A 24,257-nucleotide genomic window follows, 5' to 3' on the forward strand; every position below is an offset into this window, starting at 1 on the left:
AGTGGCCGTGGTCCTAGAAGTAGTAGCGGGAGACCGACTCCGCCACGCAGACCGGCTTCTCCCCGCCCTCGCGCTCGACCGTGACGCGGGCGGTCACCTGCACCGCGCCGTCGCCCGCCGCCGCCACGTCCGTCAGCACGGCGGTCGCACGGAGCCGGGACCCCACCGGCACGGGGGCGGGGAAGCGCACCTTGTTCGTCCCGTAGTTGACGGCCATCCGCACGTTCTCCACGCGCAGCACCTGCGGCAGGAAGGACGGCAGCAGGGACAGGGTGAGGTAGCCGTGCGCGATGGTCGTGCCGAAGGGGCCGGCCGCCGCCTTCTCCGGGTCCACATGGATCCACTGGTGGTCGCCCGTGGCATCGGCGAACAGGTCGATGCGCTGCTGGTCGACCTCCACCCACTCGCTGTACCCGAGCTGTTCGCCGGTCCCGGCGCGCAGCTCCTCGGCGGAGGTGAAGATCCTCGGCTCGGTCATTCCCCGGCTCCCTGGTGTCGTACCGATCGGTATGTGCCGGGCGCACGACACCGGCCGCCGTGGCCGCGCACGCGCTGCCCAAGCGCTTGCTCAGGATGATCGGGTCCGGCCGCGCCTGTCAACGAGCGCCGGGCGCCGAGCCGGCAGGGGGAAGGGGCGCCGCGCTCCCGGCGCGGGGCCCGCTGCCGCGCGGGTGCCGCCGGATGCGGGGCGGCACCGTCGCGCCGTTCGGTACGTACCGGGGGCGGACGTGTACCCGCGCTCCGCGCGGGGACCCCGCGGGTCACGCGGCGGTGAGCGTCCTGCCCCTGGCGTGCTTGGCCTGCGCCAGTGCCTCCGAGGTGAGCACCGGCTGCGGTACGACGATGCCGCAGCCCGTGCAGACGGGTCCCGACCACGGCTCGTTGGACAGATCGGGGCGCCAGACGATCTCGCGGGCCGCGCCGCAGACGGGACAGGCCTCGCCGGGGCCGGACTCAAGGCCCGCGATCAGCCTGCGCAGTACCTCGGCGAGCGAGTCGGAGGGGTGCACCCGGGGGTCGTCGCAGCGGGCCACGCCGTTGCCGCCCCAGGTGAGCCGGTGCCAGTCGTCGAAGCTGCCGGGCCTGCGCAGCCCGTCGTGCTTCTCGCGCTTGCGGCGCTCGGCGAAGTCGACCTCGTACTGGAGCCAGACCGCCCGCGCCTCTTCGAGTTCGTCGAGCGCCGCGACCAGCCGCGCGGGCTCGGGCGAGCGGTCCTCGGGTTCTATGCCGTGCCGCGCGCACAGGTGGTCCCAGGTGGCCCGGTGGCCGTAAGGGGCGAAACGCTCAAGGCACTTGCGCAGTGAATACCGCCGCAAGGCGAGATCGCAGTGCGGATCGCGGACTTGTCTCGCGAGGCTTCTGAATCCGGCCATCACATGCCACCTCCGTCAGTGGATCCCGGAACTCCGGCGTTGTGGAATGGACGTACGCCTGCCCCATTCGGCTCCATCAAAAAGAGGATGGGTACGGCGGATATCCGATCGCCGACGTTTTTACCCGGGGATTACGCCCATGAGCTGCGGCTTTACCGGCGCATGACGACTGGCGTGCGAAAACTCCCCCCTTCGTCCACGGCATCTGTGCGGCCGGGACCGCCGCTTCCGCGCACCGCCGTGCGAGCAGCGCGGCCCCGGCCCCTCAGCGGTAGACGAGGTAGCGGCGCCGGACGGCGCGGAAGGCGGCCAGCTCCTGCTGCCAGGCGGCGACCACCTGGTCCGTGCCCGCCCCCGCGTCGATCATCGTGCCCACGCGGTCGGAACCGGTGAGCGTGGCGATGTCGTTGTCCGCCCGCCAGGCGAAGTCCTTGTAGAGGCGCTTCGCGGTGATCAGCAGGGCGATGCCGGTGCGCACCGCGTCGAAGGCGTCCCTGTCGTACACGTGCAGCTGCACGCCGCCCACGGTCCTGCCGCTGAACTTCGAGAAGGCCGGCGCGAAGTACGCCTCGCGGAAGCGGACGCCCGGCAGGCCCTCGGCGCCCGCCGCGCGCGCCCACGCCGCGTCGAGCCCTTCCGCGCCCAGCAGTTCGAAGGGGCGGGCCGTGCCACGGCCCTCCGAGACGTTGGTCGCCTCGAACATGCAGGTGCCCGGGTACACCAGAGCGGTGTCGGGCGTGGGCATGTTGGGGCTCGGCAGCACCCAGGGCAGCCCCGTCTCGTCGAAGTGCATCGAGCGCCGCCAGCCCGTCATGGTGACGGCCGTCAGCTCCGCCTTCTTCGCGAGGAACTCGCCGTTGTAGAGCGCGGCGAGCTCCGCGACCGTCATCCCGTGCTGCTGCGAGATCGGCTTGCGGCCCACGAAGGAGGCGAACTCCTCGTGCAGCACGGGGCCCGTCGCCTCCCGCCCGGTGATCGGGTTGGGCCGGTCGAGCACCACGAACCGCTTGCCGGCGAGCGCCGCCGCCTCCATACAGTCGTAGAGCGTCCAGATGTACGTGTAGAAGCGGGCGCCGGCGTCCTGGATGTCGAAGACGACCGTGTCCACGCCCGACCTGGTGAAGACGTCCGCCAGCGGCTGCCCGCTGACCTGGTACGTGTCGTACACCGGGAGCCCGGTCGCGGGGTCCTTCGCGGTGCCCTCGCCGCCGCCCGCCTGCGCGGTGCCGCGGAAGCCGTGCTCGGGCCCGAACACCGCGGTCAGCTCCACCCGGTCGTCGGCGTGCATCACGTCCACGATGTGCCGCACGTCCGGCGTGACGCCCGTCGGGTTGGTGACGACGCCCACCTTCTGCCCGGCGAGCAGCCGGTACCCGTCGGCGCTCAGCCGGTCGAAGCCCGTCATGACCCGGGCCGCGCCAGGACGGTGCGGCGCGCCCCGCTCGGTCCCGGCGCCCGCGGTCCCGGCGCCCGCCGCCGCCGTGCCCAGGGCGCCGCCCGCCGCGAGCAGACCTCGTCGGGACAGGTTCATGCCGCCACCTCCGTACCGCGTGGAACGATCACTGGTGTCATGCCCACGCACCGTAGCCCGCGGTGTGGCCGGACGGAACGAGGCAGTCCGGGCGGATGGGACCCGGCCCTTCCCCGATCACATACCGACTGGTTAGTCTGCCGAGGTCGGCAGTGCGGCCGACACACAGGGGACGAGCAGCCGAGAGGCAGGTGCCGATGGAAACCGTCGAGGGGGCGCGGGTCGTGGTGACCGGAGGGGGTGGCGGCATCGGGGCCGCGCTCGCCCGCAGATTCGCCGCCGAGGGCGCCCGGGTCGCCGTCAACGACCTGGACGCGGCCAAGGCCGCCGCCGTCGCGGCCGAGATCGGCGGCATCGCCGTGCCGGGCGACGCCGCGGCCACCGTCGAGGACGCGCGGGCCGCGCTCGGCGGCCGGGTCGACGTCTACTGCGCCAACGCCGGCGTCGGCACGGGCGGCGACCCGATGACCGACGACGCCGCCTGGCAGACCGCGTGGGACGTCAACGTCATGGCGCACGTGCGGGCCTGCCGCGCGCTGCTGCCCGAGTGGCTGGAGCGCGGGGCCGGGTGCTTCGTGCCCACCGTCTCGGCCGCCGGGCTGCTGACCATGCTGGGTGCCGCCCCTTACAGCGTCACCAAGCACGGCGCGCTCGCCTTCGCTGAGTGGCTCTCGCTCACCTACCGCCACCGCGGCGTGCGCGTCCACGCCATCTGCCCGCAGGGCGTGCGCACCGACATGCTCGCCGCCTCGGGCGAGGCGGGACGGCTGATGCTCGCATCCGACGCGATCGAGCCCGGCGCCGTCGCCGACGCGCTGTTCGCCGCGATGGCCGAGGACCGCTTCCTCGTCCTGCCGCACCCGGAGGCCGGGCGCTACGCGCAGGCCCGCGCCGCCGACCCCGACCGGTGGCTCACCACCATGAACCACTACCAGCAGGAGCTGGAGACACGCGAGGGGAGCGCGCGGTGACCGGGTCGATCTACGAGGCCAAGCCCTGGCTCACCCTCCTCGACGAGGCCCAGCGCGCGCCCGTCCACCCCGCGGCCAGTGTGGTGCACGCCTTCCGTGCGTCCGCCGCGCGCACCCCGGACCACCCGGCCGTCGCCTACTTCGACGGGCGGCTCGGCTACCGCGAGGCCGACGAGCTCAGCGACTCCGTGGCGGGCCACCTCGCCGCCCGCGGCCTGGCCCGCGGGGACCGGGTCGCGATCATGCTCCAGAACAGCCCGCAGTTCGTCCTCGCCTTGCTCGGCGCGTGGAAGGCGGGCGCGGTCGTCGTCCCGCTCAACCCCATGTACAAGTCGGCGGAGGTCGGCCACGCCCTCACCGACGCCGGGGTGGCCGCGCTGATCTGCTCCGACCGCGCCTGGGAGGCGTTTCTGCGCGAGTGCGCCGCCGCCGCGTCCGTGCGGATCGCCGTGACCGCCTGCGAGCGCGACCTCCAGACCCGCGACGACCCCCGCGTCCTCGGCTTCGAGCGTCCGCCGCGCGCCGAGGACGCCGACGACCTCCTCGCCGTCGCCCGCCGGGGCCTGCCCGCGCCCGGGGGACGCGAGGCGGGCCCCGGCGACACCGCCCTCATCAGCTACACCTCGGGCACCAGCGGCCGGCCCAAGGGTGCCATGAACACCCACGGCAACATCATGTACAACGCCGAGCGGCAGGTGACGGGCCAGCGCGTCCCGCCGGGCTCCGTCTACTTCGCGCTCGCGCCCCTCTTCCACATCACCGGCATGGTCTGCGAGCTCGCCGCCTGCTTCGCCAACGCGGGCACCCTCGCCCTCACCCACCGCTTCGAGCCCGGCGTGGTGCTCGACGCCTTCGCCGAGCACCGGCCCGCCTACACGGTCGGCCCCTCCACCGCCTACATGGCGCTCGCCGCCCATCCCGCCGCGACCCCCGGCCACTTCGCCTCCTTCCGGCAGCTCAGCTCGGGCGGGGCGCCGCTGCCGCCCGCGCTGGTGGAGAAGTTCCGCGCCGCGCTCGGCCTCTACCTGCACAACGGCTACGGGCTCACCGAGTGCACCGCCCCCTGCGCCTCCGTGCCGCCGGGCGTCGAGGCGCCCGTCGACCCGGTCTCGGGGACGCTCGCGGTCGGCGTGCCGGGACCCGACACCGTGGTGCGCGTCCTGGACGAGGCGGGCGCCGAGGTGCCCTTCGGAGAGCAGGGCGAGATCGCCGTGCGCGGGCCCCAGGTCGTCCCCGGCTACTGGCGGCTGCCCGAGGCCACGGAGGAGACGTTCCCCGGCGGCGAACTGCGCACGGGCGACATAGGCTTCATGGACGCCGAAGGCTGGCTCTACGTGGTCGACCGCAAGAAGGACATGATCAACGCCTCGGGCTTCAAGGTGTGGCCGCGCGAGGTCGAGGACGTCCTCTACACGCACCCCGCGGTCCGCGAGGCCGCGGTGGTCGGCGTGCCCGACGCGTACCGGGGCGAGACGGTGAAGGCGTATGTCAGCCTGCGGCCCGGGGCCGCGGTGGACGGCGACGGGCTCGGCGCGTACTGCAGGGAGCGGCTCGCCGCGTACAAGTACCCGAGGACCGTCGTGGTCCTGCCCGAGCTGCCCAAGACGACGAGTGGGAAGATCCTCAGGAGGGAGTTGCGTTCCCAGAGAAACGACTAGCGGCGCGGTGGGAAAGGGCGGTGGCGGGACATGGCCAGGACGACGGGGGGCGGCGGCGCGGCTCCGGTGCCCCAGCGGCTGCTGGCCGCCGCCACCCGCCTCTTCGCCGAGCGGGGCTACGACCGCACGTCGGTCCAGGAGATCGTGGAGGCGGCCGGGGTCACCAAGGGCGCGCTGTACCACTACTTCGGCTCCAAGGAGGACCTCCTCCAGGAGGTCTACGCCCGGGTGCTGCGGCTCCAGCAGGAGCGCCTCGACGCCTTCGCGGACGCCGACGCGCCCGTCGAGCGGCGGCTGCGGGACGCGGCGGCCGACGTCGTCGTGACCACCATCGAGAACCTCGACGACGCGTCGATCTTCTTCCGCTCCATGCACCACCTCAGCCCCGAGAAGAACAAGCAGGTGCGCATGGAGCGCCGCCGCTACCACGAGCGCTTCCGCGCCCTGGTCGAGGAGGGCCAGCGCACCGGTGTGTTCTCCACGGCGACCCCCTCGGACCTCGTGGTCGACTACCACTTCGGCTCCGTCCACCACCTCTCCACCTGGTACCGCCCGGACGGGCCGCTCGGCCCGCGCGAGGTGGCCGACCACCTCGCGGACCTGCTGCTGCGGGCCCTGCGCCCCTGACCCGTACGCCCGGCGCGGCCGTGCGCCGCCGCGCACGCCGGGCGGGGCCGCCGCCTATCATCAGGCATACGCCTTATTGGTCTTTTCGGGTATTTTCCCGGCCGCGGGGGCGTTACGGGGGGTCGTGCGCGAGTTAACGCCCGCATGGAACCACGTGAATACTGGGACCGGAACTCGGCCCTGGCCGAGGCCTTCTGCGCCTGCGACGAAAAGGTACGGGAAGCACAGGCGCTCCTGGACGAGCGCCAGGTGGAGCGCAGCCGCACCCTCGCCGCCTTCGCCGTCACCGTCGGCGACGACGGCACGGTCGCGAACCTGATGGGGCTCGGAGAGCGCGAGGTGCGCCTCGCGCGGCGCACGGTCGGCAAGACCGACGCCCGCGAGGTGGCGCAGGAACTCCTCGCCCGCACGCCCCAGGCGATCCACCGGGAGCTCGGCGAGGCGCCCAGGCCCGCGGCCCTCCAAGCGCCCGAGCAGGCCGAGCCGCCGGCGCTCGCGCAGTCCGTCCACGCGCCGCCCCAGGAGCCGCCGGCCATGGCGGAGCCCATGCCGTCCGTCGCGCTGCCGCACCAGCGCAGGGAGAGCCTCGCCGCGCCGCCCCCGGACCCGCACCTTGACCCCCAGCCCGTCCACGAGACGGACGCGGACGGTGGCGTGCAGTGGTCGCCGAGCATGGACTCCGTGCTGGTGTGGAGCTGGAGATCCAACCTCGACCTGCACACCGTCGCCGCCGAACTCGGCCTCGACCTGCGGACGCTGCTGCTGCGCACGCAGACCCTCGCGCAGGAGGGCAGGCTCGGCGCGGAGTACGAGGCGGTCACCGCCGAGCCCCCGCACGTCCCCCACAGTGACGACGCGCAGCAGGGCAGGCACCGCAGGCACTACACCGAGGGCTACGCCACCTTCGCCCACACCGCCTTCCCCGCCTACGCCTGAGCCGCGTGCCCCATCCTGGGCCCAGGCGCCCGGCGGCGCGCCATCCCGCCGCCGGGCCCTCCGCTACGCGTACGGCGCCAGCTCTCGGCGGGCGAGCGACCGCTGGTGCACCTCGTCGGGGCCGTCCGCGAGGCGCAGCGTCCTGGCGTGCGCCCACAGTTCGGCCAGCGGGTAGTCCTGGCTCACTCCGCCCGCCCCGTGCAGCTGGATCGCCCGGTCGAGGATCTCCAGCACGGCGCGCGGCGTAGCGATCTTGATGGCCTGGATCTCGGTGTGGGCGCCCCGGTTGCCCACCGTGTCCATCAGCCAGGCGGTCTTCAGCACCAGCAGCCGCAGCTGCTCCACGGTGACCCGGGCGTCCGCGATCCAGTTCCGCACCACGCCCTGGGCCGCGAGCGGCCTGCCGAAGGCCGTGCGCGACACCGCGCGCTCGCACATCAGCGCGATGGCACGCTCCGCCATCCCGATCAGCCGCATGCAGTGGTGGATGCGCCCGGGGCCGAGCCGCGCCTGTGCGATCGCGAAGCCGCCGCCCTCCTCGCCCACCAGGTTGGCCGCCGGCACCCGCGCGTGGTCGAAGACGATCTCGGCGTGGCCGCCGTGGTGGCCGTCGTCGTAACCGAACACGCGCATCCCGCGGCGCACCTCGACCCCGGGGGTGTCCCGCGGCACCAGCACCATCGACTGCTGGCGGCGCACGTCGGGCTCCTCAGGGTCGGTCTTGCCCATCACGACGAAGACCGCGCAGCCGGGATTCATCGCCCCGGAGATGTACCACTTGCGGCCGGTGACGACGTACTCGTCGCCTTCCCTGGCGATGCGCGTCTCGATGTTCGTCGCGTCGGAGGACGCCACCTCGGGCTCGGTCATCGCGAACGCCGAGCGGATCTCGGCGGCGAGCAGCGGTTCGAGCCACTGCTTGCGCTGCGCCGCGTCGCCGAACTGCGCGAGCAGCTCCATGTTCCCGGTGTCGGGCGCCGCGCAGTTCAGCGCCGCGGGGGCCAGCAGCGGGGAGCGTCCGGTGATCTCGGCGAGCGGGGCGTACTGGAGGTTCGTCAGCCCCGCGCCGTACTCCGTGCCCGGCAGGAAGAGGTTCCACAGGCCCTGGCCGCGCGCCGCCTCCTGGAGCTCGCGCACCACGGGCGGGACCGCCCACGGGTCGGCCGCCGCCGCGGTCTGCTCGCGCAGCACGGGCTCCGCCGGGTACACGTGTGTGTCCATGAAGGCGAGCAGCCGCTCCCGCAGCTCCTCGGTGCGGGCGTCGTAGGCGAAGTCCATGGTGGGTCAGCCTTCCTTGAGGGTGGTGAGGCCATGCCTGATGAAGAGGGGGACCAGGTCGCCGATGCGGTCGAAGCCGCGGCCCACGGTGCTGCCCAGGGTGTAGCGGTAGTGGATGCCCTCAAGGATCACGGCGAGCTTGAACCACGCGAACGCCGTGTACCAGGCGATCGCCGAGGCGTCGCGGCCCGAGCGGCGGGCATAGCGCTCGACCAGCTCCGCGGGGTCCGGATGGCCGGGGGCACCGGCCGCTGTGCTGACGGGGGAGCCGGGCACGTCCAGTCGGACGCTGTACATGACCAGCAGGCCGAGGTCGGTGAGCGGGTCGCCGAGCGTGGACATCTCCCAGTCGAGCACCGCCCTGATCCGGTCGTCGCCGTCGAGCAGGACGTTGTCGAGGCGGTAGTCGCCGTGGACCACCGTGGGTGCGGGGGAGCGGGGCAGCGCGGCGCCGAGCGCGGCGTGCAGCTCGTCGATGCCGGGCAGGTCGCGGCTGCGGGACGCGTCGAGCTGCTTGCCGAAGCGGCGCAGTTGCCGGTCGAGGAAGCCGTCCGGCCTGCCGAAGTCCCCGAGGCCCACCGCGGCCGGGTCCACCGCGTGCAGGTCGACCAGCGTGTCCACGAGGGCGAGCACCGCGGCCCTGGTCCGCTCAGGCCCGAGCGGCACCAGCTGCTCCGCCGTGCGGTACGGGGTCCCCTCGACGAACTCCATGACGTAGAAGGGCGCGCCCGTCACCGACTCGTCCTCGCACAGCAGCAGCGTCCGGGGCACCGGCACGGGCGTGGGGTGCAGCGCGCTGATCACGCGGTACTCGCGCCGCATGTCGTGCGCGGTGGCGAGGACATGGCCGAGCGGCGGCCTGCGGACCACCCAGCGCCCGGCCCCCGGCGGCGCGCCGGTGTCGGAGACCGCGTACGTGAGGTTCGAGCGGCCCCCCTCGCACATGCGCGCCTCAAGGGGCCCGCGGACCAGGCCCGGCAGCTCGCGGTCCAGATGGGCGCGCAGCCGGCCGAGGTCGAGCCCCGGCGGGGGGACGTCGTTCACAGTCCGCTCCTTCGTGTGGTCGCGTGCCGGTGCGGCACGGCCCGGTCGCCTCTCATGATGCCGACCGGTCGGTATGCCGTCCAGTCCGGGGGCCCTGGCGGCTGGATCCTCCACATGAATAGAGTTCACGTATGGATTCAGCGCTCACCGTCGACCAGGTCCGGCTCACCCCGATACTCATCGCCGATCCCCCGCTCCTCAACACCCAGGGTGTGCACCAGCCCTACACGCCCCGGCTGATCGTCGAGGTGATCACCGCGGGTGGCGTCGTCGGCCTCGGGGAGACGTACGGCGACGGGAAGTACCTCCAACTGGCGAAGCCACTCGCCGACGCGCTCCCCGGCCACCGGATCACGGACGTGAACGGCCTCTTCGCCCTCGCCGACCAGGTGTGCGGCGATTCACACCACACGGACACCGGGGTCGACGCGGGAGGGCTGCGCGGCGCCCAGACCCTCGACAAGCTCAGGCTCTCCGTGGTCTCCGCCTTCGAGGTCGCCTTCCTCGACGCGCTCGGCAGGCACCGCGGCGAACCAGTGCACGAACTCCTCGGCGGCAAGGTGCGCGACGCCGTCGACTACAGCGCCTACCTCTTCTACCGCTGGGCCGCCCACCCCGCGGGCGCCCACCGGGACGCCACCGTGGACGACGGGTGGGGCGAGGCCGTCGATCCGGCGGGCGTCGTCGCCCAGGCGCGCCGCTTCGCCGACACGTACGGCTTCCGCTCCTTCAAGCTCAAGGGCGGTGTCTTCGCGCCCGACGAGGAGATCGCCGCGATCCGCGCGCTCGCCGAGGAGTTCCCCGGACAGCCGCTGCGCCTCGACCCGAACGGCGCCTGGTCCGTGGAGACTTCGCTGTACGTCGCAGACCAGCTGGGGGACGTCCTCGAATACCTGGAGGACCCGGCGACCGGCACGGACCTGATGGCGCGCGTCGCCGCGGGCACCTCCGTGCCGCTCGCCACCAACATGTGCGTGACCGCGCTGCCGGAGATCGCCGAGGCCTTCCGGCGGGACGCCGTGCAGGTCGTGCTCTCCGACCACCACTACTGGGGCGGGCTGCGCCGCACCCAGGAACTCGCCGCCATCTGCCGGGCGTTCGGCGTCGGCCTGTCCATGCACTCCAACACCCACCTGGGCATCAGCCTCGCCGCGATGACCCAGGTCGCCGCGACCGTGCCCAACCTGGACTACGCCTGCGACAGCCACTACCCCTGGCAGACCGAGGACGTGATCACCGCCCGCCACACCTTCGAGGGCGGCGCGCTCACCGTCTCCGACGCGCCGGGCCTCGGTGTGGAACTCGACCGGGACGCGCTCGCCGCGCTGCACCGCCGCTGGGCCGAGGACGACGGCACCATGCGCGAGCGCGACGACGCCGCGGCCATGCGCAAGGCGCACCCCGACTGGCAGCGCCCCGCCCTGCCCCGCTGGTGAGCGCCGCCCCCGCGCGCCGGGGGCAGGGCGGCGGACCGCCCCTGACGCGCCTCAGGCGTGGCAGGCCACCGGCTGCCCGCCGTTCGTGGTCACCATGTCGCCGAACACCATCAGCGGGTCGAGCTCCGCGCCCTCCGGCAGGCCGTCGAGCTCCGCGTACGCGCGGTGCAGATTCGCCACCAGCCGCTCCCGCTCGGGCAGCGCGGCGAACTCGCCGAGGTCCGTGGCGTGCGCGAGTTCGAGCGGGGTCAGCCCCTTCGCGTGCCCGGCGCGCGCCACCTCGTCGACGAACCGCAGATAGCGCTCCGTCGCGTCGTACGCGGACGGGTCGGTGACCGGGCCGTGCCCCGGCACCACCACCTCCGCGTCCAGCGAGCGCAGCACGTCGAGCGCCCGCAGCGAGCCCGCGAGCGAGCCGTTGAAGAGGAACGGCGTCCCGCCGTTGAAGACCAGGTCGCCGGTGAACACCACGCCCTGCGCGGGCAGGTGGACGACCGAGTCGCCCGTCGTGTGGGCCGGGCCCGGGTGCAGCACCCGCACCTCGACGTCCCCCGCGTACAGGGACATCCGCTCGCTGTACGTGACCGACGGCGCGACCAGCGGCACCTCGCCGAACTCCGTCTCGGGCCACACCAGATGGAGCTGGTGGCCGGCTGCTATCTGCTCGCTGCGGCACGTCTCGTGCGCGACCACCCTCGCCTCGGGCGTGAAGACGCTGTTGCCGTACGTGTGGTCGCCGTGGTGGTGGGTGTTGACCAGGGTGCCGGGCAGCGGCAGCCCCTCCGCGAGCAGCGCGTCGCGCAGCCGCCGCGCACGCCGCTCGGTGACCGCGGTGTCGACGAGCAGCGTGGTGTGCCCGTCGCTCACCACACCGGCGTTGTTGAGGCACCAGCCGCCGTCCGGCTGGACGTACGCGTACGCCTGCGGCGTGACACGGACGAGATAGGGCTCCATTGCGGGCATCGGTGGTCCTTCGGTACGGCGGTCTCAGGGACGGCGGACCGCCCGGCCGCGCCGCCGGGCGGTGGGACAAGCGCGAAGCGGCCGGATCCGGAAGGGCGCCGCCCGCTGCGCAGCTTGCCAGGTCGACGGGGCGGGTGGCCAGAGCCGCCGGCGCCCGCGCCCGGCGAGGGGCATCAGCGGCGCTCGCGCACGAAGCGCTCGTACCGCTCGTAGGCGGCGCGCCCGTCAGGCACGAACTCCCAGGGCTCCGCGGGCCCCGCGCCGCCCGGCGGGACCTCCCCGCGCAGCCGCGCCGCGACCTCGGCGGGCGGCAGGAAGGCGTGCCAGGCGACCTCCTCGATCTGCGGGCGCACCGGCCGCGTGCAGCGGACCTCGTAGACCGCGGACCACCACGAGCCGCGCCCGTCCTGCGCCTCGTACAGGAAGCGGAACAGCGGGGTGGGGCGGGGCAACCCGGAGACACCCAGCTCCTCCTCGGCCTCGCGCAGCGCGCCGTCGTCGTAGCTCTCGCCCGCGCCCAGCACGCCGCCGACGAAGACGTCGTAGAGCGAGGGGAAGACCAGCTTCACCGCCGTCCTCCGGTGCACGAACAGCCGGTCCTCGGCGTCCCTCACCAGCACGAAGGCGGCGCGGTGGCGCAGGCCGCGGGCGTAGACCTCGCCGCGCGGCGCCTGTCCGACGACACGGTCGTCCTCGTCGACGACGTCCAGGATCTCGTCCTCAGGAGCCATGGCGCCATCCAATCAAACGGCCGCGCTCCGCCGTACGGGGGGCCGCCGGGAGGTTGACTTGTTACCGGTGCGTACCGAAGATCGGACGACCGGGCAGGGCGGACTCCGAGGACGGGGAAGCATGGCGTACGACGCAGATGTCATCGTGATCGGGGCCGGTCTCGCGGGTCTCGTGGCGACCGCGGAACTCGTCGACGCGGGACGCCGGGTGATCCTCCTCGACCAGGAGCCCGAGCAGTCGGTCGGCGGCCAGGCGCACTGGTCCTTCGGCGGCATCTTCCTCGTGGACTCCCCGGAGCAGCGCCGCATGGGGATCAGGGACAGCAGGGACCTCGCCCTCCAGGACTGGCTCGGTACCGCGGGCTTCGACCGCCCCGAGGACCGCTGGCCGCGCCGGTGGGCCGAGGCGTACGTCGACTTCGCGGCCGGCGAGAAGCGCGCCTGGCTGCACCGCCGTGGCGTCCGGTTCTTCCCGCTCGTCAACTGGGCCGAGCGCGGCGGCTACGACGCCACGGGGCACGGCAACTCCGTGCCCCGCTTCCACATCACCTGGGGCACGGGACCCGGCGTCGTCAGGCCCTTCGAGCGGCGGGTGCGGGAGGGCGTCGCCGAGGGCCTGGTGACGCTGTGCTTCCGGCACCGGGTCACCGGCCTCTCCGCCACCGGCGGCCACCTCGACACCGTCACGGGCGAGGTGCTCGCGCCCAGCTCGGCGCCGCGCGGCACGCCCAGCAGCCGCACCGCGACCGGCACGTTCGAACTGCGGGCCCAGGCCGTCGTCGTCACGAGCGGCGGCATCGGCGGCAACCACGACCTGGTGCGCAAGCAGTGGCCGCAGCGGCTCGGGACCCCGCCGAAGCACATGGTCACCGGCGTGCCCGCGCACGTCGACGGGTTGATGCTCGGCATCGCGGAGGAGGCCGGCGCGCACCACATCAACCGCGACCGCATGTGGCACTACACCGAGGGGATCCAGAACTGGAACCCCATCTGGCCGGGACACGGCATCCGCATCCTGCCGGGGCCCTCCTCGCTGTGGCTGGACGCGCGGGGCCGGCGGCTGCCCGTACCGCTGTTCCCCGGCTTCGACACGCTCGGCACCCTCGAACACATCGTGCGCAGCGGGTACGAGTACACGTGGTTCGTGCTCGACCGCCGCATCATCGGCAAGGAGTTCGCGCTCTCCGGCTCCGAGCAGAACCCCGACCTCACCGGGCGGTCCGTGCGCGGCGTCCTCGACCGCGCACGCGCCGACGTGCCGGGACCGGTGCGGGCGTTCATGGACAAGGGCGCCGACTTCGTCGTGTCGCGCGACCTCGCGACCCTGGTCAAGGGCATGAACAACCTGACGGAGGAACCGCTGATCGACGCGGCAGAGCTGCGCCGCGAGATCGTCGCACGCGACCGCGAGGTCACCAACCCCTACACCAAGGACCTCCAGATCACGGCGCTGCGCGGGGCCCGCAGGTTCTGGGGCGACCGGCTGATCCGCACCGCGCCGCCGCACCGCATGCTCGACCCCGCGGCGGGCCCGCTCGTCGCCGTGCGGCTGCACATCCTCACCCGCAAGTCGCTCGGCGGCCTGGAGACCGACCTGTCCTCCCGCGTGCTGACCGCGGCGGGCGACCCGCTGCCCGGCCTGTACGCGGCGGGCGAGGCGGCGGGCTTCGGCGGCGGCGGTGTGCACGGCTACCGCTCGCTCGAAGGGACCTTCCTCGGCGGCTGCCTGTTCTCGGGCCGCGCCGCGGGCCGCGCCGCCGCACGGGCCACGGCCTGAGGCGCGGCGGACCCCCGCGGCCAACTGTTTACGGAAGTCTGACGTCCCCGGCCACGGGCCGTGCGCCGGGCCCCCGCGGGTGTTGAATCGGGGGAGTGAACGACGAGTACGGAGACAGCCGGCCGGGCGGCGGACCCGGCGAAGACGAGGGGGCGGCCACGGGCCGCAAGGGCCCTGCCGTGGGACGGCGGGTGCTGCTGGGGACGCTGGCCCTCGGCGCGGGCGGCCTCGCGGCGGCCCCCTACCTCCAAAGCGGCCTGGAGAAGTTCCTCGGCGCCGCCTCCCAGGTCGACCCCACCGGGATCAGCAACCTGCTGCCCAACGGCGGCGGCTTCCGCTTCTACAACGTGGCGGCCTCGGTCCCCACGAAGACCGCGGCCACCTACCGGCTGGCGGTCGGCGGCCTCGTCGAGCGCCCCCGCTCGTACACCCTCGCAGAGCTGAAGGCGCTGCCCCAGGTGCGCACCGACCTCGACGTGCAGTGCGTCACCGGCTGGCGGGTGCCGAAAGTACCGTTCGAGGGCGTGCGGGTCTCGGACCTGCTCGACGCGGCCGGGGTCAGGGCCGAGGGCCGCGCCCTCCGCTTCACCTGCTTCGACGGGACGTACAGCGAGTCCCTGACGCTCTCGCAGGCGCGCAGGGACGATGTGCTCGTCGCGCTGCGGATGCAGGGCAAACCCATCACCAAGGACCACGGCGGCCCGGTCAGGCTGTACGTGGCCCCGATGTATTTCTACAAGTCGGCGAAGTGGCTCTCCGGCATATCGGTCACCGACAAGGTGGAGCCCGGTTACTGGGAGGAGTACGGCTATGACGTCGACGGATGGGTCGGCAGGTCGAACGGCCGCGACGACAGGCCGACCGTCTGACGCGGCGGCATCCGGCGGCATCCGGCGCTTCAGCCGCGCGGAGCGGCTCGTGCACCGCACCACGAGCTGGCTGATGCTCCTGTGCGTGGGCTCCGCCGCCTTCCTGTACGTACCGCAGCTCGCGGAGCTGATCGGCCGGCGCTACCTGGTGGTGACGGTCCACGAGTGGTCGGGGATCCTGCTGCCCGCGCCGTTCCTCGCCGGCCTCGCCTCGCGGGCCCTGCGCCGCGACCTGGAGCGGATCAACCGCTTCGCGCCGTACGACAGGGAGTGGCTGCGCGCGGTGCGCAGGCGGTGGAACTGGGCGGGCGCGCGGCCCGCGGGCAAGTTCAACGCCGGGCAGAAGATCTACGCGTCGTGGCTCGCGGGCGCCACCCTCCTGATGATCTTCACCGGGCTGCTGATGTGGTTCACCGGCCTCCTGCCGCTCGTCTCGCGCACGAGTGCCACGTTCATCCACGACTGGCTGGCGCTCGCCGTCGGCATCGTGCTGTTCGGGCACATCGGCATGGCCTTCAAGGATCCGGAGGCGCGTCGCGGCATGCGGACCGGCTCGGTGGGGCGGGCCTGGGCGCGGCGCGAACACTCCGAGTGGGAGGACGAGATGGCCGCGGAGCGCGCGGCAGAGGTACGGGAGGCGGACCGCTGATCCGCCGGGCGGCCACCCGGCCGTCCATGCGGCGGCCGGTGCGCGCACGGCTTTCCGTACGCGGACCGGCCGCACCGCACCGCGGGCCGGCAGGTCCCCGGCTAGACGACCAGCGAGAGCAGCAGGACGCAGCCGAGGCCGACCACCGAGAGGATGCCCTCCATCACCGACCAGGTCTTGACCGTCTGGCCGACATCCATCCCGAAGTACCCCTTCACCAGCCAGAACCCGGCGTCGTTGACATGGCTGAAGAACAGCGAGCCCGCGCCGACCGCAAGCACCATCAGGGACACGTGGGTGGTGGACATGCCCTGCGAGAGCGGGCCCACGAGACCCGCGGCGGAGATCGTCGCCACGGTGGCCGAGCCGGTCGCGATGCGGATGGCGACCGCGATCAGCCAGGCGAGCAGCAGCGACGGGATCGACCAGTCCTTGGTGACGTCCAGGATCATCTGGCCCACGCCCGCGTCGACCAGCACCTGCTTGAAGCCGCCGCCCGCGGCCACGATCAGCATCACGCCGGCGATCGGGGCGAGCGACTCCTCCAGCAGCACCGAGAGCTTCTCCCGGCCGAACCCGGCCGCGCGGCCCAGCGTGAACAGCCCGACGATCACCGCGATCAGCAGCGCGATCAGCGGGTTGCCGATCACGTCGGCGACCCGCTGGCCGGTGTTGGCCGCGTCGTCGACGACGATGTCCACCAGCGCCTTCACCAGCATCAGCGCGACCGGGAGCAGCATGGTGCACACGGTCGCGGCGAAGGCGGGGCGCTTGTCGAGGGAGTCCGAGGGCCGCTCGGGGACCATGCTCTCCGGCGGGGTGACGTCCACCCAGCGCGCGGCGTACCTGGAGAACAGCGGACCGCCGATGATCACCGTCGGGACGGCCACCACGAGGCCGAGCGCCAGTGTGATCCCCAGGTCCGCGTGGATCGCGCTGATCGCGGCGAGCGGTCCCGGGTGCGGCGGGACCAGGCCGTGCATCGCGGACAGGCCCGCGAGCGCCGGGATGCCGATCCGGATCGCGGAGAAGTTGCCGCGCTTGGCGACCAGCAGCACGACAGGGATCAGCAGCACGAGGCCGATCTCGAAGAACAGCGGCAGGGCCACGATCGCCGCGATCAGGACCATCGCCCACGGCATCGACCTGCGCCCCGCCTTGGCGAGGATGGTGTCGACGATCTGGTCGGCGCCGCCGGAGTCGGCGAGCAGCTTGCCCAGCATGGAACCGAGCGCGATCAGCACGCCGACGCTCGCCACCGTGGCGCCGAGCCCGGTGGAGAAGCTGGTGATCACCTTGTCGAGCGGCGCGGACGCCGTGGCGCCGAGGGCCAGCGAGCCCAGGGTCAGCGCGAGGAACGCGTGGAGTTTGAAGACGGTGATGAGGACGACGAGGACGGCGATTCCGACGAGGACGGCGATACCCAGTTGCGCGTCGCCCGCCGAGGAGATCAGCGGGGGATCTGCGGCAGCCAGCATCTCGACATTGAGACCGGTCATGGGTGCTTCCTTCTACATCCCGGGCAGCGCGCGCAGCGCGGCTACAGCCCTTTCGGCTATTTCGTGGGGGGTACCGGACACGTCGACTGCGACGCCCCGCTCGTCCTCGGCCAGCGGCTGGAGAGTGGCGAACTGCGAGTCGAGCAGCGTGGACGGCATGAAGTGCCCCTTGCGCTCGGCCATGCGCTTCCCGATCAGCTCACGGTCGCCCGTGAGGTGCAGGAAGACCACGCCGGGCGCGGCGGCCCGCAACCGGTCGCGGTAGGCGCGCTTGAGGGCCGAGGAGCTCACGACGCCCCCGTAGCCCGCCCGTTCGTGCGCCCAGCGGCCGATGGCGTCGAGCCACGGCCAGCGGTCCTCGTCGTCCAGGGGCTGCCCCGCCGTCATCTTGGCGATGTTGCGCGGCGGGTGGAACGCGTCGCCCTCGGCGTACGGAACGCCGAGCGCCTCGGCCACCAGGGGGCCGACCGTGGTCTTCCCGGTGCCCGCTACGCCCATCACCACCACTACGTGGGGGCCGTGCATGCCTGCCTCGCTGTCTTCGTCGGCAACGTTGTGTCGCGTCACTGAACCCCATCAGGTATGACGTAATCAAGAGAGCGTGATGCAAACGTAGTACTTATTTTTTTGCGTGAGATGCGGCGTACGCACCGTAAGCTGGGGCCATGAGCGAAGAAGGCCGAGGTCAGCACAGCCGCGTCCTGGACGCCCTCGGCCTCGCCATCACCGCCGGCGAATACCCGCAGGGCGGCGTCGTACGCACCGACGAGGTCGCCAGGGACTTCGACGTGTCGCGCACGGTCGTCCGCGAGGTCGTCCGCGTCCTGGAGTCCATGCACCTGGTCGCCTCGCGGCGCCGCGTCGGTGTGACCGTGCGCCCGGCCGACGAGTGGAACGTCTACGACCCCCGCGTGATCCGCTGGCGCCTCGCAGGCGCCGACCGGCCGCGCCAGCTGCGCTCGCTGACGGTTTTGCGCTCCGCCGTCGAACCGGTCGCCGCGGGGCTCGCCGCCCGCCACGCCACCCCCGAGCAGTGCGCGGGCCTCACCGAGCGCGCCCTCGGCATGGTCGCCACCTCGCGTGGCCGCCGCCTGGAGGAGTACCTGGTCCACGACGTCGCCTTCCACCGCATCGTGCTGACGGCGTCGGGCAACGAGATGTTCGCCCGCCTCGGCGACGTCGTCGCCGAGATCCTCGCGGGCCGCACCCACCACCAGGTGATGTTCGAGGACCCCGACCCGGCCGCCGTCACCCTGCACGTCCAGGTCGCCGAGGCGGTACGCGAGGGCCGCGCGGACCGCGCGGAGGAGCTGACCCGGCGGATCACCGTCGGCGCCCTGGAGGAACTCGACGTCCTGGCGCCCTGAGCGGTGCGGGCGCGCCATACTCACCTGTGGACGAGATCGTTCCGTGCCGCCAGGGGTGGCGGCCGCGGTGAGGAGAGGCGGGTCTGGCATGGCGCAGCGCGTGCGGGGTGTGGTGGCACCGGGGAAGAACGAGCCGGTGCGGATCGAGACCATCGTGGTGCCGGACCCGGGCCCCGGGGAGGCGGTGGTGAGGATCCAGGCGTGCGGGGTGTGCCACACCGACCTGCACTACAAGCAGGGCGGCATCAACGACGACTACCCGTTCCTGCTGGGGCACGAGGCCGCGGGCGTCGTGGAGTCCGTCGGCGAGGGCGTCACCGAGGTCGAGCCGGGTGACTTCGTGGTGCTCAACTGGCGTGCGGTGTGCGGCCAGTGCCGCGCCTGCCTGCGCGGGCGCCCCTGGTACTGCTTCGACACGCACAACGCCCGGCAGAAGATGACGCTGGAGGACGGTACCGAGCTGACGCCCGCCCTGGGCATCGGCGCGTTCGCCGAGAAGACGCTGGTGGCGGCCGGCCAGTGCACCAAGGTGGACCCCGAGGTGTCGCCCGCGGTCGCCGGCCTGCTGGGCTGTGGGGTGATGGCAGGGATCGGCGCGGCCATCAACACCGGCGCGGTGGGCCGGGGAGACTCGGTCGCCGTCATCGGCTGCGGCGGCGTGGGCGACGCGGCGGTGCTCGGCGCGCGCCTCGCGGGCGCCGCCAAGGTCATCGCGGTCGACGTCGACGACCGCAAGCTCGCCAAGGCGCGGGAGATCGGCGCCACCCATACCGTCAACTCCCGGTCCGAGGACGCCGTCGAGGCGATCCGCGAGCTGACGGGCGGCTTCGGGGCCGACGTGGTGATCGAGGCGGTCGGCCGCCCCGAGACCTACGAACAGGCCTTCTACGCACGCGACCTGGCCGGCACCGTCGTCCTGGTCGGCGTGCCGACGCCGGAGATGAAGATCGAGCTGCCGCTGCTCGACGTCTTCGGGCGCGGCGGCTCGCTGAAGTCCTCCTGGTACGGGGACTGCCTGCCTTCCCGCGACTTCCCGATGCTGATCGACCTGCACCGGCAGGGCCGCATCGACCTGGGCGCCTTCGTCACCGAGACCATCGGACTCGGCGACGTGGAGGCCGCGTTCGCCCGCATGCACGAGGGCGACGTCCTGCGCTCCGTGGTGGAGCTGTGATGGGGGCCCGCATCGACCACCTCGTCACCTCGGGGACGTTCTCGCTCGACGGCGGTACCTGGGACGTCGACAACAACGTGTGGATCGTCGGCGACGACACCGAGGCGATCGTGATCGATGCGGCCCACGACGCCGCGGCGATCAAGGCGGCGGTCGGCCGGCGGACGCTGAAGGCCGTGGTGTGCACCCACGCGCACAGCGACCACGTCGACGCCGCCCCCGCCCTCTCCGCGGCCACCGGCGCCCCGGTCCTGCTGCACCCGGACGACCTGCCGCTGTGGAAGCTCACCCACCCCGGCGAGGCGCCGGACGGGCAACTGGCCGACGGCCAGGTCATCACCGTCGCGGGCACGGACCTCACCGTGCTGCACACCCCGGGCCACGCGCCGGGCGCGGTCTGCCTGTACGCGCCCGACCTCGGCACGGTCTTCACCGGGGACACCCTCTTCAAGGGCGGTCCCGGCGCCACCGGCCGCTCCTTCTCGGACTTCCCGACGATCGTCGAGTCCATCAGGGAGCGCCTGCTTGCCCTGCCGCCCGCCACGGTGGTCAGGACCGGCCACGGCGAGGCGACCACCATCGGCGAGGAGGCGCCCCACCTCCAGGAGTGGATCGCCCGCGGCCACTGAGCCGCGCCCACCGGTCCCACACGAGCGGTACGGCCGCCCGCGTGGGACCGGGCCTCACCGCCCGGGCCAGTGGGCGAGCCGCAGCCCGCTGGTGAACCGGTGCTCCTCGCCCGTCAGCGGGTCCGTGAACTCCAGGCGCCTGGCCAGGAGTTGGAGCGGCCTCCGGTAGTCCTCGCCGGCCTCGTCCGGTGCACTGCGGTCGGGACGGGCGTCCCGCGCGTACAGCGGGTCGTGCAGCAGCGGCAGCCCGAGCGCGCTCATGTGGACGCGCAGCTGGTGGGTGCGTCCGGTCGCAGGGACGAGCCGGTAGCCGGCCAGACCGCCGCCGAGCGCCGCGAGCTCGATGAGCGTCTCGCTGTTGGGCGGCGCGCCGGGCACCTCGTACGCCCGCAGCACCCCGCGTTCCTTCTCGATCCGGCTGCGCACCGTGCGCGGCAGCGGCAGCGCCGGGTCGTACGCGGCCACCGCCTCGTACTCCTTGCGCACCCGGCGCTCGGCGAACAGCCGCTGGTACGCGCCGCGGTCCGCCGGACGCGCCACGAACAGCACGAGCCCCGCCGTCAGCCGGTCGAGGCGGTGCGCAGGCTGGAGCGAGGGCAGCCCGAGGTCGCGCCGCAGCCGCGCGAGCGCCGTCTCGCGCACATGCCCGCCGCGCGGGGTGGTGGCGAGGAAATGCGGCTTGTCCGCGACCACGAGCCGCTCGTCGCGGTGGACCACGCCGACGGGGAAGGGCACAGGACGCTCCCGCGGCACGTCCCGGTGGAACCACAGGTGCAGACCCGGCGCGTACGGCGTGGCCCGGGTGATCGGGCGCCCTTCCGCCGTCACGAAGCGGCCTTCCCGCACCATCTCCTCGATCCGCTCCACCCCCGCGGCCGGCCCGTAGCGTGCCGCCAGGTGCTCGCCCACCGTTTCGAAGCGGCCCCCGGGGTCGGCGGGCAGCCGCACCCGCACCGCGTCGACACCGTCGCGCTGCGGAAGCGGTGAGGCCGGGGTCCGGTTTCTGCGCGCCACACCGGAAGCCTACGGTGCCCGGCGCGCGCAGCGGGGCGGCGTCCGCCGGGCCCGGGGGCCGCCCCGCGTGCCCCTGCGTTCGATCTCCACCCCATGTACACGCAAAATGGTCAGGTGATCAGTGTCCTCTTCGCCGTGCTGACGGCCATCAGCAACGGCTCAGCCTCGGTGCTCCAGCGCCGCGCCGCCGCCACGGTCCCCGACAGCGACGCGCTGCACCTCTCCCTCATCCGGCAGCTGCTCAGGAAGAAGGTGTGGCTCGCGGGCATCTGCATGGTGATCGTGGCGGCCGTCTGCCAGGCGGTCGCGCTCGCCACGGGCCCGATCGCCGTCGTGCAGCCGATCTTCGTGATCGAGCTGCCGTCGACACTGCTCATCGCCGGGTACGTCTTCCGCTCCCGGCTCCCCGGCACCGCCTGGTACGGCGTGGCCGCCGTCACCTGCGGCCTCGCGCTCGGCATGGCGTGCGCGGCGCCCGGCGGCGGCTCGGAGACCGTCCGCGGCCTCTCCTGGGTCCCCGCGCTGATCGGCACGGTCCTCTTCGAGGCGGTCCTGATCGGCTTCGCGCAGCGCGCACACGGCAACACCAGGGCCGCGCTGTTCGGCCTCGCCGCCGCGTGCAGCTACGCGCTGACCGCGGCGCTCATGAAGGACGCCATGGCACGGCTCGAAGACGGCGACGGCATCGTGAAGCTGTTCGCCTCCTGGCAGCTGTACGGCACGGCGGTGGCGGGCGTGGGCGCGCTGTTCCTGCTGCAGAACGCGCTCCAGGCCGGTTCGCTGGTGGCCTCCCAGCCCATGCTGACCCTGGGCGACGCGCTGATCAGCATCACGTACGGCGTGACCCTGTTCGGCGAGACCATCCGCACCGGCTGGTGGCTCGTGCCCCAGCTGATCGCCGTGGGGCTGATCGCCGCGGGGTGCATGGAGCTCGCCAGGTCGCCGCTGGCCAGCGGCAGCACCCCGCCGAAGGCGCGGGTGCAGTAGCGGCGGGGCCGGGACGGCACACCGCCCCGGCCCCCTGCCCAGCTCCCCGGCGGCCGTCTCAGCGCGCGACGCGCTCGATCAGCCCGGCCGCCGCGTCCGCCGCCACCTGCTCGCGCAGCCGGTAGTGGATCTTCTTGCCGGTCGCGGTGGTCGGCAGCGCGTCCACGAACCGGTACGCGCGCGGCCGCTTGTACGCCGCCAGCATCGGGTGCGCGCGGCAGTGCTTCTCGCAGTCGGCGACCGTCAGCGCGGGGTCCTTGCGTACCACGTACGCGGTGACCAGCTGGCCCCACTCCGGGTCGGGCAGCCCCACCACGGCGGAGTCCGCCACGCCGGGGTGCTCCGCGAGGACCTCCTCTACCTGCACCGGGTGCACGTTCTCGCCGCCGGAGAGGATCATGTCGTCCTTGCGGCCCACGATCGTCACGTACTCGTCCGCGTCCCAGGTGGCGAGGTCGCCGATGTACAGCCAGCCGTCGCGGAAGTTCGCCGCCTCCTCGTCGGGACGGCCCGTGTAGCCGTAGCCCGACTTGGGGGAGCGGACGATGACCTCGCCGATCTCCTGGCCGTCCTTGGCCGCCAGGTCGTCGGGGGCGGCCCGGCGGCCCTCGTACACCCGCACCACGGCCACGTCGTCGTCGGTCGAGGCGCGGCCCGCGCTGCCCGCGTGGTCCGGCAGGTCGGCGGGGCGCAGGAAGGTGTTCCAGAACGCCTCCGTCGTGCCGTACCCGTTGAAGATCCGCTCGGTGAGGACGCTCTGGTAGCGCAGGCACGCGGCCCGGTCCAGTGGCGCCCCCATCGTCACGATGCCCCGCAGCGACGACAGGTCGCGGGGCTTCGCCTCCTGCGCGTCCGCGAGCCGCTCCAGGTTGGTCGGCGCGCCGATCAGGAAGGTGATACCGCGCTCCTGCACCAGGTCGAGCACCGTGTCGGCGTCGAAGTGGCGCAGCGGGACCGTTTCCCCGCCGGTGTAGAACACCGGGTTCGGCCCGCCCGCGTACAGGCCGCCGCGGTGGAACCACGGCGTCATGTTGAGCGTGCGGTCCTCGGGCGACAGCGGGAAGTGCATGATCACGTCGTGCGCGGAGAGCACCTCGGTGGCGTTGTTCAGCGGCACGCCCTTGGGCATGCCCGTGGTGCCCGACGTGTACAGGCGGGTGGTCTCCGCGTAGATCCCGCCGGACGGCTCGGGCAGCGGGGCGCGGCCCTCGCCCCTGGCCGCGAGCTCCCCGAAGGGGACGGAGTCCGCGAGCGGCGCGTCGCCCGGGTCCCCCGACGCCACGTGCACCACAAGATCCGGCCGGTGGCCCGCGAGGGCGAGCGCCCGGCCCGCGTTCTCCGCGACGGCCGTGTCGTACACGAAGGCGCGCGGTTTGCCGCTCGTCAGCACGTGCGCGGTCTCACCCGGAGCGAGCCGGAAGTTGACCGGCGAGCCGACCGCGCCGAGCCGCTGCGTCGCCAGGTAAAGCAGCGCGAACTCCGGCGTGTTGAACAGCTGGTACGCGACGAGGTCGCCCGCCCGCACCCCGGACGCCGCGAGCCCCGCGGCCAGCCGCTCCACCTCGGCGCCCAGCTCCGCGTACGTCCAGGTGCGTCCGGACGCGGGGTCGTGCAGGGCGGTGGAGCGGGCGTACCGGTGCGTGTTGCGGGAGAAGCCGGCCCAGTAGGTGAACCGGTTCTCGAACACGGCGCGGTAGGCGGCCGGGTCGTAGCCGGGGGCCGCCGCGGGGTCCGGGTTGTTCAT

Annotated in this window: 23 protein-coding genes; 12 read left to right on the plus strand and 11 right to left on the minus strand. The window is 73.3% G+C overall.

The window, feature by feature from the left end; translation table 11 throughout:
- Positions 1–13 precede the first annotated feature (13 nt).
- The 3 genes from ABEA77_RS23870 to ABEA77_RS23880 all read right to left on the minus strand — a co-directional run bounded on the left by ABEA77_RS23870 (position 14) and on the right by ABEA77_RS23880 (position 2,904).
- Positions 14–478 carry a MaoC family dehydratase gene (locus ABEA77_RS23870; protein ID WP_345651229.1) on the minus strand — a complete coding sequence of 155 codons (465 nt, stop codon included), beginning with the start codon at positions 476–478 and terminating at the stop codon, positions 14–16.
- Between the two features lie 283 nt (positions 479–761).
- Positions 762–1,373 carry a hypothetical protein gene (locus ABEA77_RS23875; protein WP_345651232.1) on the minus strand — a complete coding sequence of 204 codons (612 nt, stop codon included), beginning with the start codon at positions 1,371–1,373 and terminating at the stop codon, positions 762–764.
- A 265-nt stretch (positions 1,374–1,638) separates the two neighbouring features.
- The gene (locus ABEA77_RS23880) at positions 1,639–2,904 is read right to left on the minus strand and encodes an exo-beta-N-acetylmuramidase NamZ family protein (protein ID WP_345651234.1); all 1,266 of its coding nucleotides are present in this window, start codon (positions 2,902–2,904) and stop codon (positions 1,639–1,641) included.
- 197 nt (positions 2,905–3,101) lie between these two features.
- Here ABEA77_RS23880 and ABEA77_RS23885 point away from each other — a divergent pair, with 197 nt between their 5' ends.
- From ABEA77_RS23885 to ABEA77_RS23900, 4 genes are all read left to right on the plus strand, one after another.
- Positions 3,102–3,875 carry an SDR family oxidoreductase gene (locus tag ABEA77_RS23885; RefSeq protein WP_345651237.1) on the plus strand — a complete coding sequence of 258 codons (774 nt, stop codon included), beginning with the start codon at positions 3,102–3,104 and terminating at the stop codon, positions 3,873–3,875.
- The gene (locus tag ABEA77_RS23890; RefSeq protein ID WP_345651240.1) at positions 3,872–5,533 is read left to right on the plus strand and encodes a class I adenylate-forming enzyme family protein; all 1,662 of its coding nucleotides are present in this window, start codon (positions 3,872–3,874) and stop codon (positions 5,531–5,533) included. The genes ABEA77_RS23885 and ABEA77_RS23890 overlap by 4 nt, the downstream gene beginning before the upstream one ends.
- Positions 5,534–5,563: 30 nt before the next feature.
- On the plus strand, positions 5,564–6,160 hold the full coding sequence (locus ABEA77_RS23895) for a TetR/AcrR family transcriptional regulator (protein WP_345651243.1): 597 nt from the start codon (positions 5,564–5,566) through the stop codon (positions 6,158–6,160).
- A 144-nt stretch (positions 6,161–6,304) separates the two neighbouring features.
- The gene (locus tag ABEA77_RS23900; protein WP_345651246.1) at positions 6,305–7,096 is read left to right on the plus strand and encodes a hypothetical protein; all 792 of its coding nucleotides are present in this window, start codon (positions 6,305–6,307) and stop codon (positions 7,094–7,096) included.
- Positions 7,097–7,159: 63 nt separating this feature from the next.
- Here ABEA77_RS23900 and ABEA77_RS23905 read toward each other — a convergent pair whose 3' ends face one another.
- Positions 7,160–8,374, minus strand: coding sequence for an acyl-CoA dehydrogenase family protein (locus ABEA77_RS23905; protein WP_345651248.1), 1,215 nt, complete (start codon positions 8,372–8,374; stop codon positions 7,160–7,162).
- A gap of 6 nt (positions 8,375–8,380) precedes the next feature.
- A complete protein-coding gene (locus tag ABEA77_RS23910) occupies positions 8,381–9,418 on the minus strand; it encodes a phosphotransferase family protein (RefSeq protein WP_345651251.1) in 1,038 nt (345 codons plus the stop codon).
- Positions 9,419–9,549: 131 nt separating this feature from the next.
- On the opposite strand from ABEA77_RS23910, the gene ABEA77_RS23915 reads away from it, so the two are divergent.
- Positions 9,550–10,854, plus strand: coding sequence for a glucarate dehydratase family protein (locus tag ABEA77_RS23915; RefSeq protein ID WP_345651254.1), 1,305 nt, complete (start codon positions 9,550–9,552; stop codon positions 10,852–10,854).
- A 51-nt stretch (positions 10,855–10,905) separates the two neighbouring features.
- On the opposite strand, the gene ABEA77_RS23920 is transcribed toward ABEA77_RS23915, so the two are convergent.
- Together ABEA77_RS23920 and ABEA77_RS23925 are read right to left on the minus strand one after the other, a co-directional pair.
- Positions 10,906–11,817: an MBL fold metallo-hydrolase gene (locus ABEA77_RS23920; RefSeq protein ID WP_345651257.1), complete on the minus strand. Its 912-nt coding sequence runs from the start codon at positions 11,815–11,817 to the stop codon at positions 10,906–10,908.
- Between the two features lie 173 nt (positions 11,818–11,990).
- A complete protein-coding gene (locus tag ABEA77_RS23925; protein ID WP_345651260.1) occupies positions 11,991–12,548 on the minus strand; it encodes an NUDIX hydrolase in 558 nt (185 codons plus the stop codon).
- A 121-nt stretch (positions 12,549–12,669) separates the two neighbouring features.
- On the opposite strand from ABEA77_RS23925, the gene ABEA77_RS23930 reads away from it, so the two are divergent.
- The 3 genes from ABEA77_RS23930 (at position 12,670) to ABEA77_RS23940 (ending at position 15,843) form a co-directional block, all read left to right on the plus strand.
- Positions 12,670–14,325 carry an FAD-binding dehydrogenase gene (locus ABEA77_RS23930; RefSeq protein WP_345651263.1) on the plus strand — a complete coding sequence of 552 codons (1,656 nt, stop codon included), beginning with the start codon at positions 12,670–12,672 and terminating at the stop codon, positions 14,323–14,325.
- Between the two features lie 179 nt (positions 14,326–14,504).
- The gene (locus ABEA77_RS23935) at positions 14,505–15,194 is read left to right on the plus strand and encodes a molybdopterin-dependent oxidoreductase (RefSeq protein WP_345651322.1); all 690 of its coding nucleotides are present in this window, start codon (positions 14,505–14,507) and stop codon (positions 15,192–15,194) included.
- Entirely contained in the window at positions 15,136–15,843 is a 708-nt protein-coding gene (locus ABEA77_RS23940) for a cytochrome b/b6 domain-containing protein (RefSeq protein WP_345651266.1), read from the plus strand. The genes ABEA77_RS23935 and ABEA77_RS23940 overlap by 59 nt, the downstream gene beginning before the upstream one ends.
- A gap of 101 nt (positions 15,844–15,944) precedes the next feature.
- Here ABEA77_RS23940 and ABEA77_RS23945 read toward each other — a convergent pair whose 3' ends face one another.
- Positions 15,945–17,342: a GntT/GntP/DsdX family permease gene (locus tag ABEA77_RS23945; RefSeq protein WP_345651269.1), complete on the minus strand. Its 1,398-nt coding sequence runs from the start codon at positions 17,340–17,342 to the stop codon at positions 15,945–15,947.
- Between the two features lie 12 nt (positions 17,343–17,354).
- Positions 17,355–17,867 (minus strand): gluconokinase, encoded by a 513-nt coding sequence (locus ABEA77_RS23950; protein WP_345651272.1) that lies wholly within the window; start codon positions 17,865–17,867, stop codon positions 17,355–17,357.
- Between the two features lie 140 nt (positions 17,868–18,007).
- Between ABEA77_RS23950 and ABEA77_RS23955 the strand changes: the two genes are divergently transcribed.
- The 3 genes from ABEA77_RS23955 (at position 18,008) to ABEA77_RS23965 (ending at position 20,512) form a co-directional block, all read left to right on the plus strand.
- A complete protein-coding gene (locus ABEA77_RS23955) occupies positions 18,008–18,709 on the plus strand; it encodes a FadR/GntR family transcriptional regulator (RefSeq protein WP_345651275.1) in 702 nt (233 codons plus the stop codon).
- A gap of 88 nt (positions 18,710–18,797) precedes the next feature.
- Positions 18,798–19,883 carry an S-(hydroxymethyl)mycothiol dehydrogenase gene (locus tag ABEA77_RS23960; RefSeq protein ID WP_345651277.1) on the plus strand — a complete coding sequence of 362 codons (1,086 nt, stop codon included), beginning with the start codon at positions 18,798–18,800 and terminating at the stop codon, positions 19,881–19,883.
- Positions 19,883–20,512, plus strand: coding sequence for an MBL fold metallo-hydrolase (locus ABEA77_RS23965; protein ID WP_345651280.1), 630 nt, complete (start codon positions 19,883–19,885; stop codon positions 20,510–20,512). Before ABEA77_RS23960 ends, ABEA77_RS23965 begins: the two co-directional genes overlap by 1 nt.
- Positions 20,513–20,566: 54 nt before the next feature.
- Here ABEA77_RS23965 and ABEA77_RS23970 read toward each other — a convergent pair whose 3' ends face one another.
- Positions 20,567–21,526: a pseudouridine synthase gene (locus tag ABEA77_RS23970; protein WP_345651283.1), complete on the minus strand. Its 960-nt coding sequence runs from the start codon at positions 21,524–21,526 to the stop codon at positions 20,567–20,569.
- Positions 21,527–21,640: 114 nt separating this feature from the next.
- On the opposite strand from ABEA77_RS23970, the gene ABEA77_RS23975 reads away from it, so the two are divergent.
- Complete coding sequence (locus ABEA77_RS23975; protein ID WP_345651286.1) at positions 21,641–22,513, plus strand: DMT family transporter; 873 nt, start codon at positions 21,641–21,643, stop codon at positions 22,511–22,513.
- Positions 22,514–22,571: 58 nt separating this feature from the next.
- Here ABEA77_RS23975 and ABEA77_RS23980 read toward each other — a convergent pair whose 3' ends face one another.
- A complete protein-coding gene (locus tag ABEA77_RS23980) occupies positions 22,572–24,257 on the minus strand; it encodes a class I adenylate-forming enzyme family protein (protein ID WP_345651288.1) in 1,686 nt (561 codons plus the stop codon).

Source organism: Streptomyces tremellae, from assembly GCF_039540215.1.
Classification (GTDB): Bacteria; Actinomycetota; Actinomycetes; order Streptomycetales; family Streptomycetaceae; genus Streptomyces; species Streptomyces tremellae.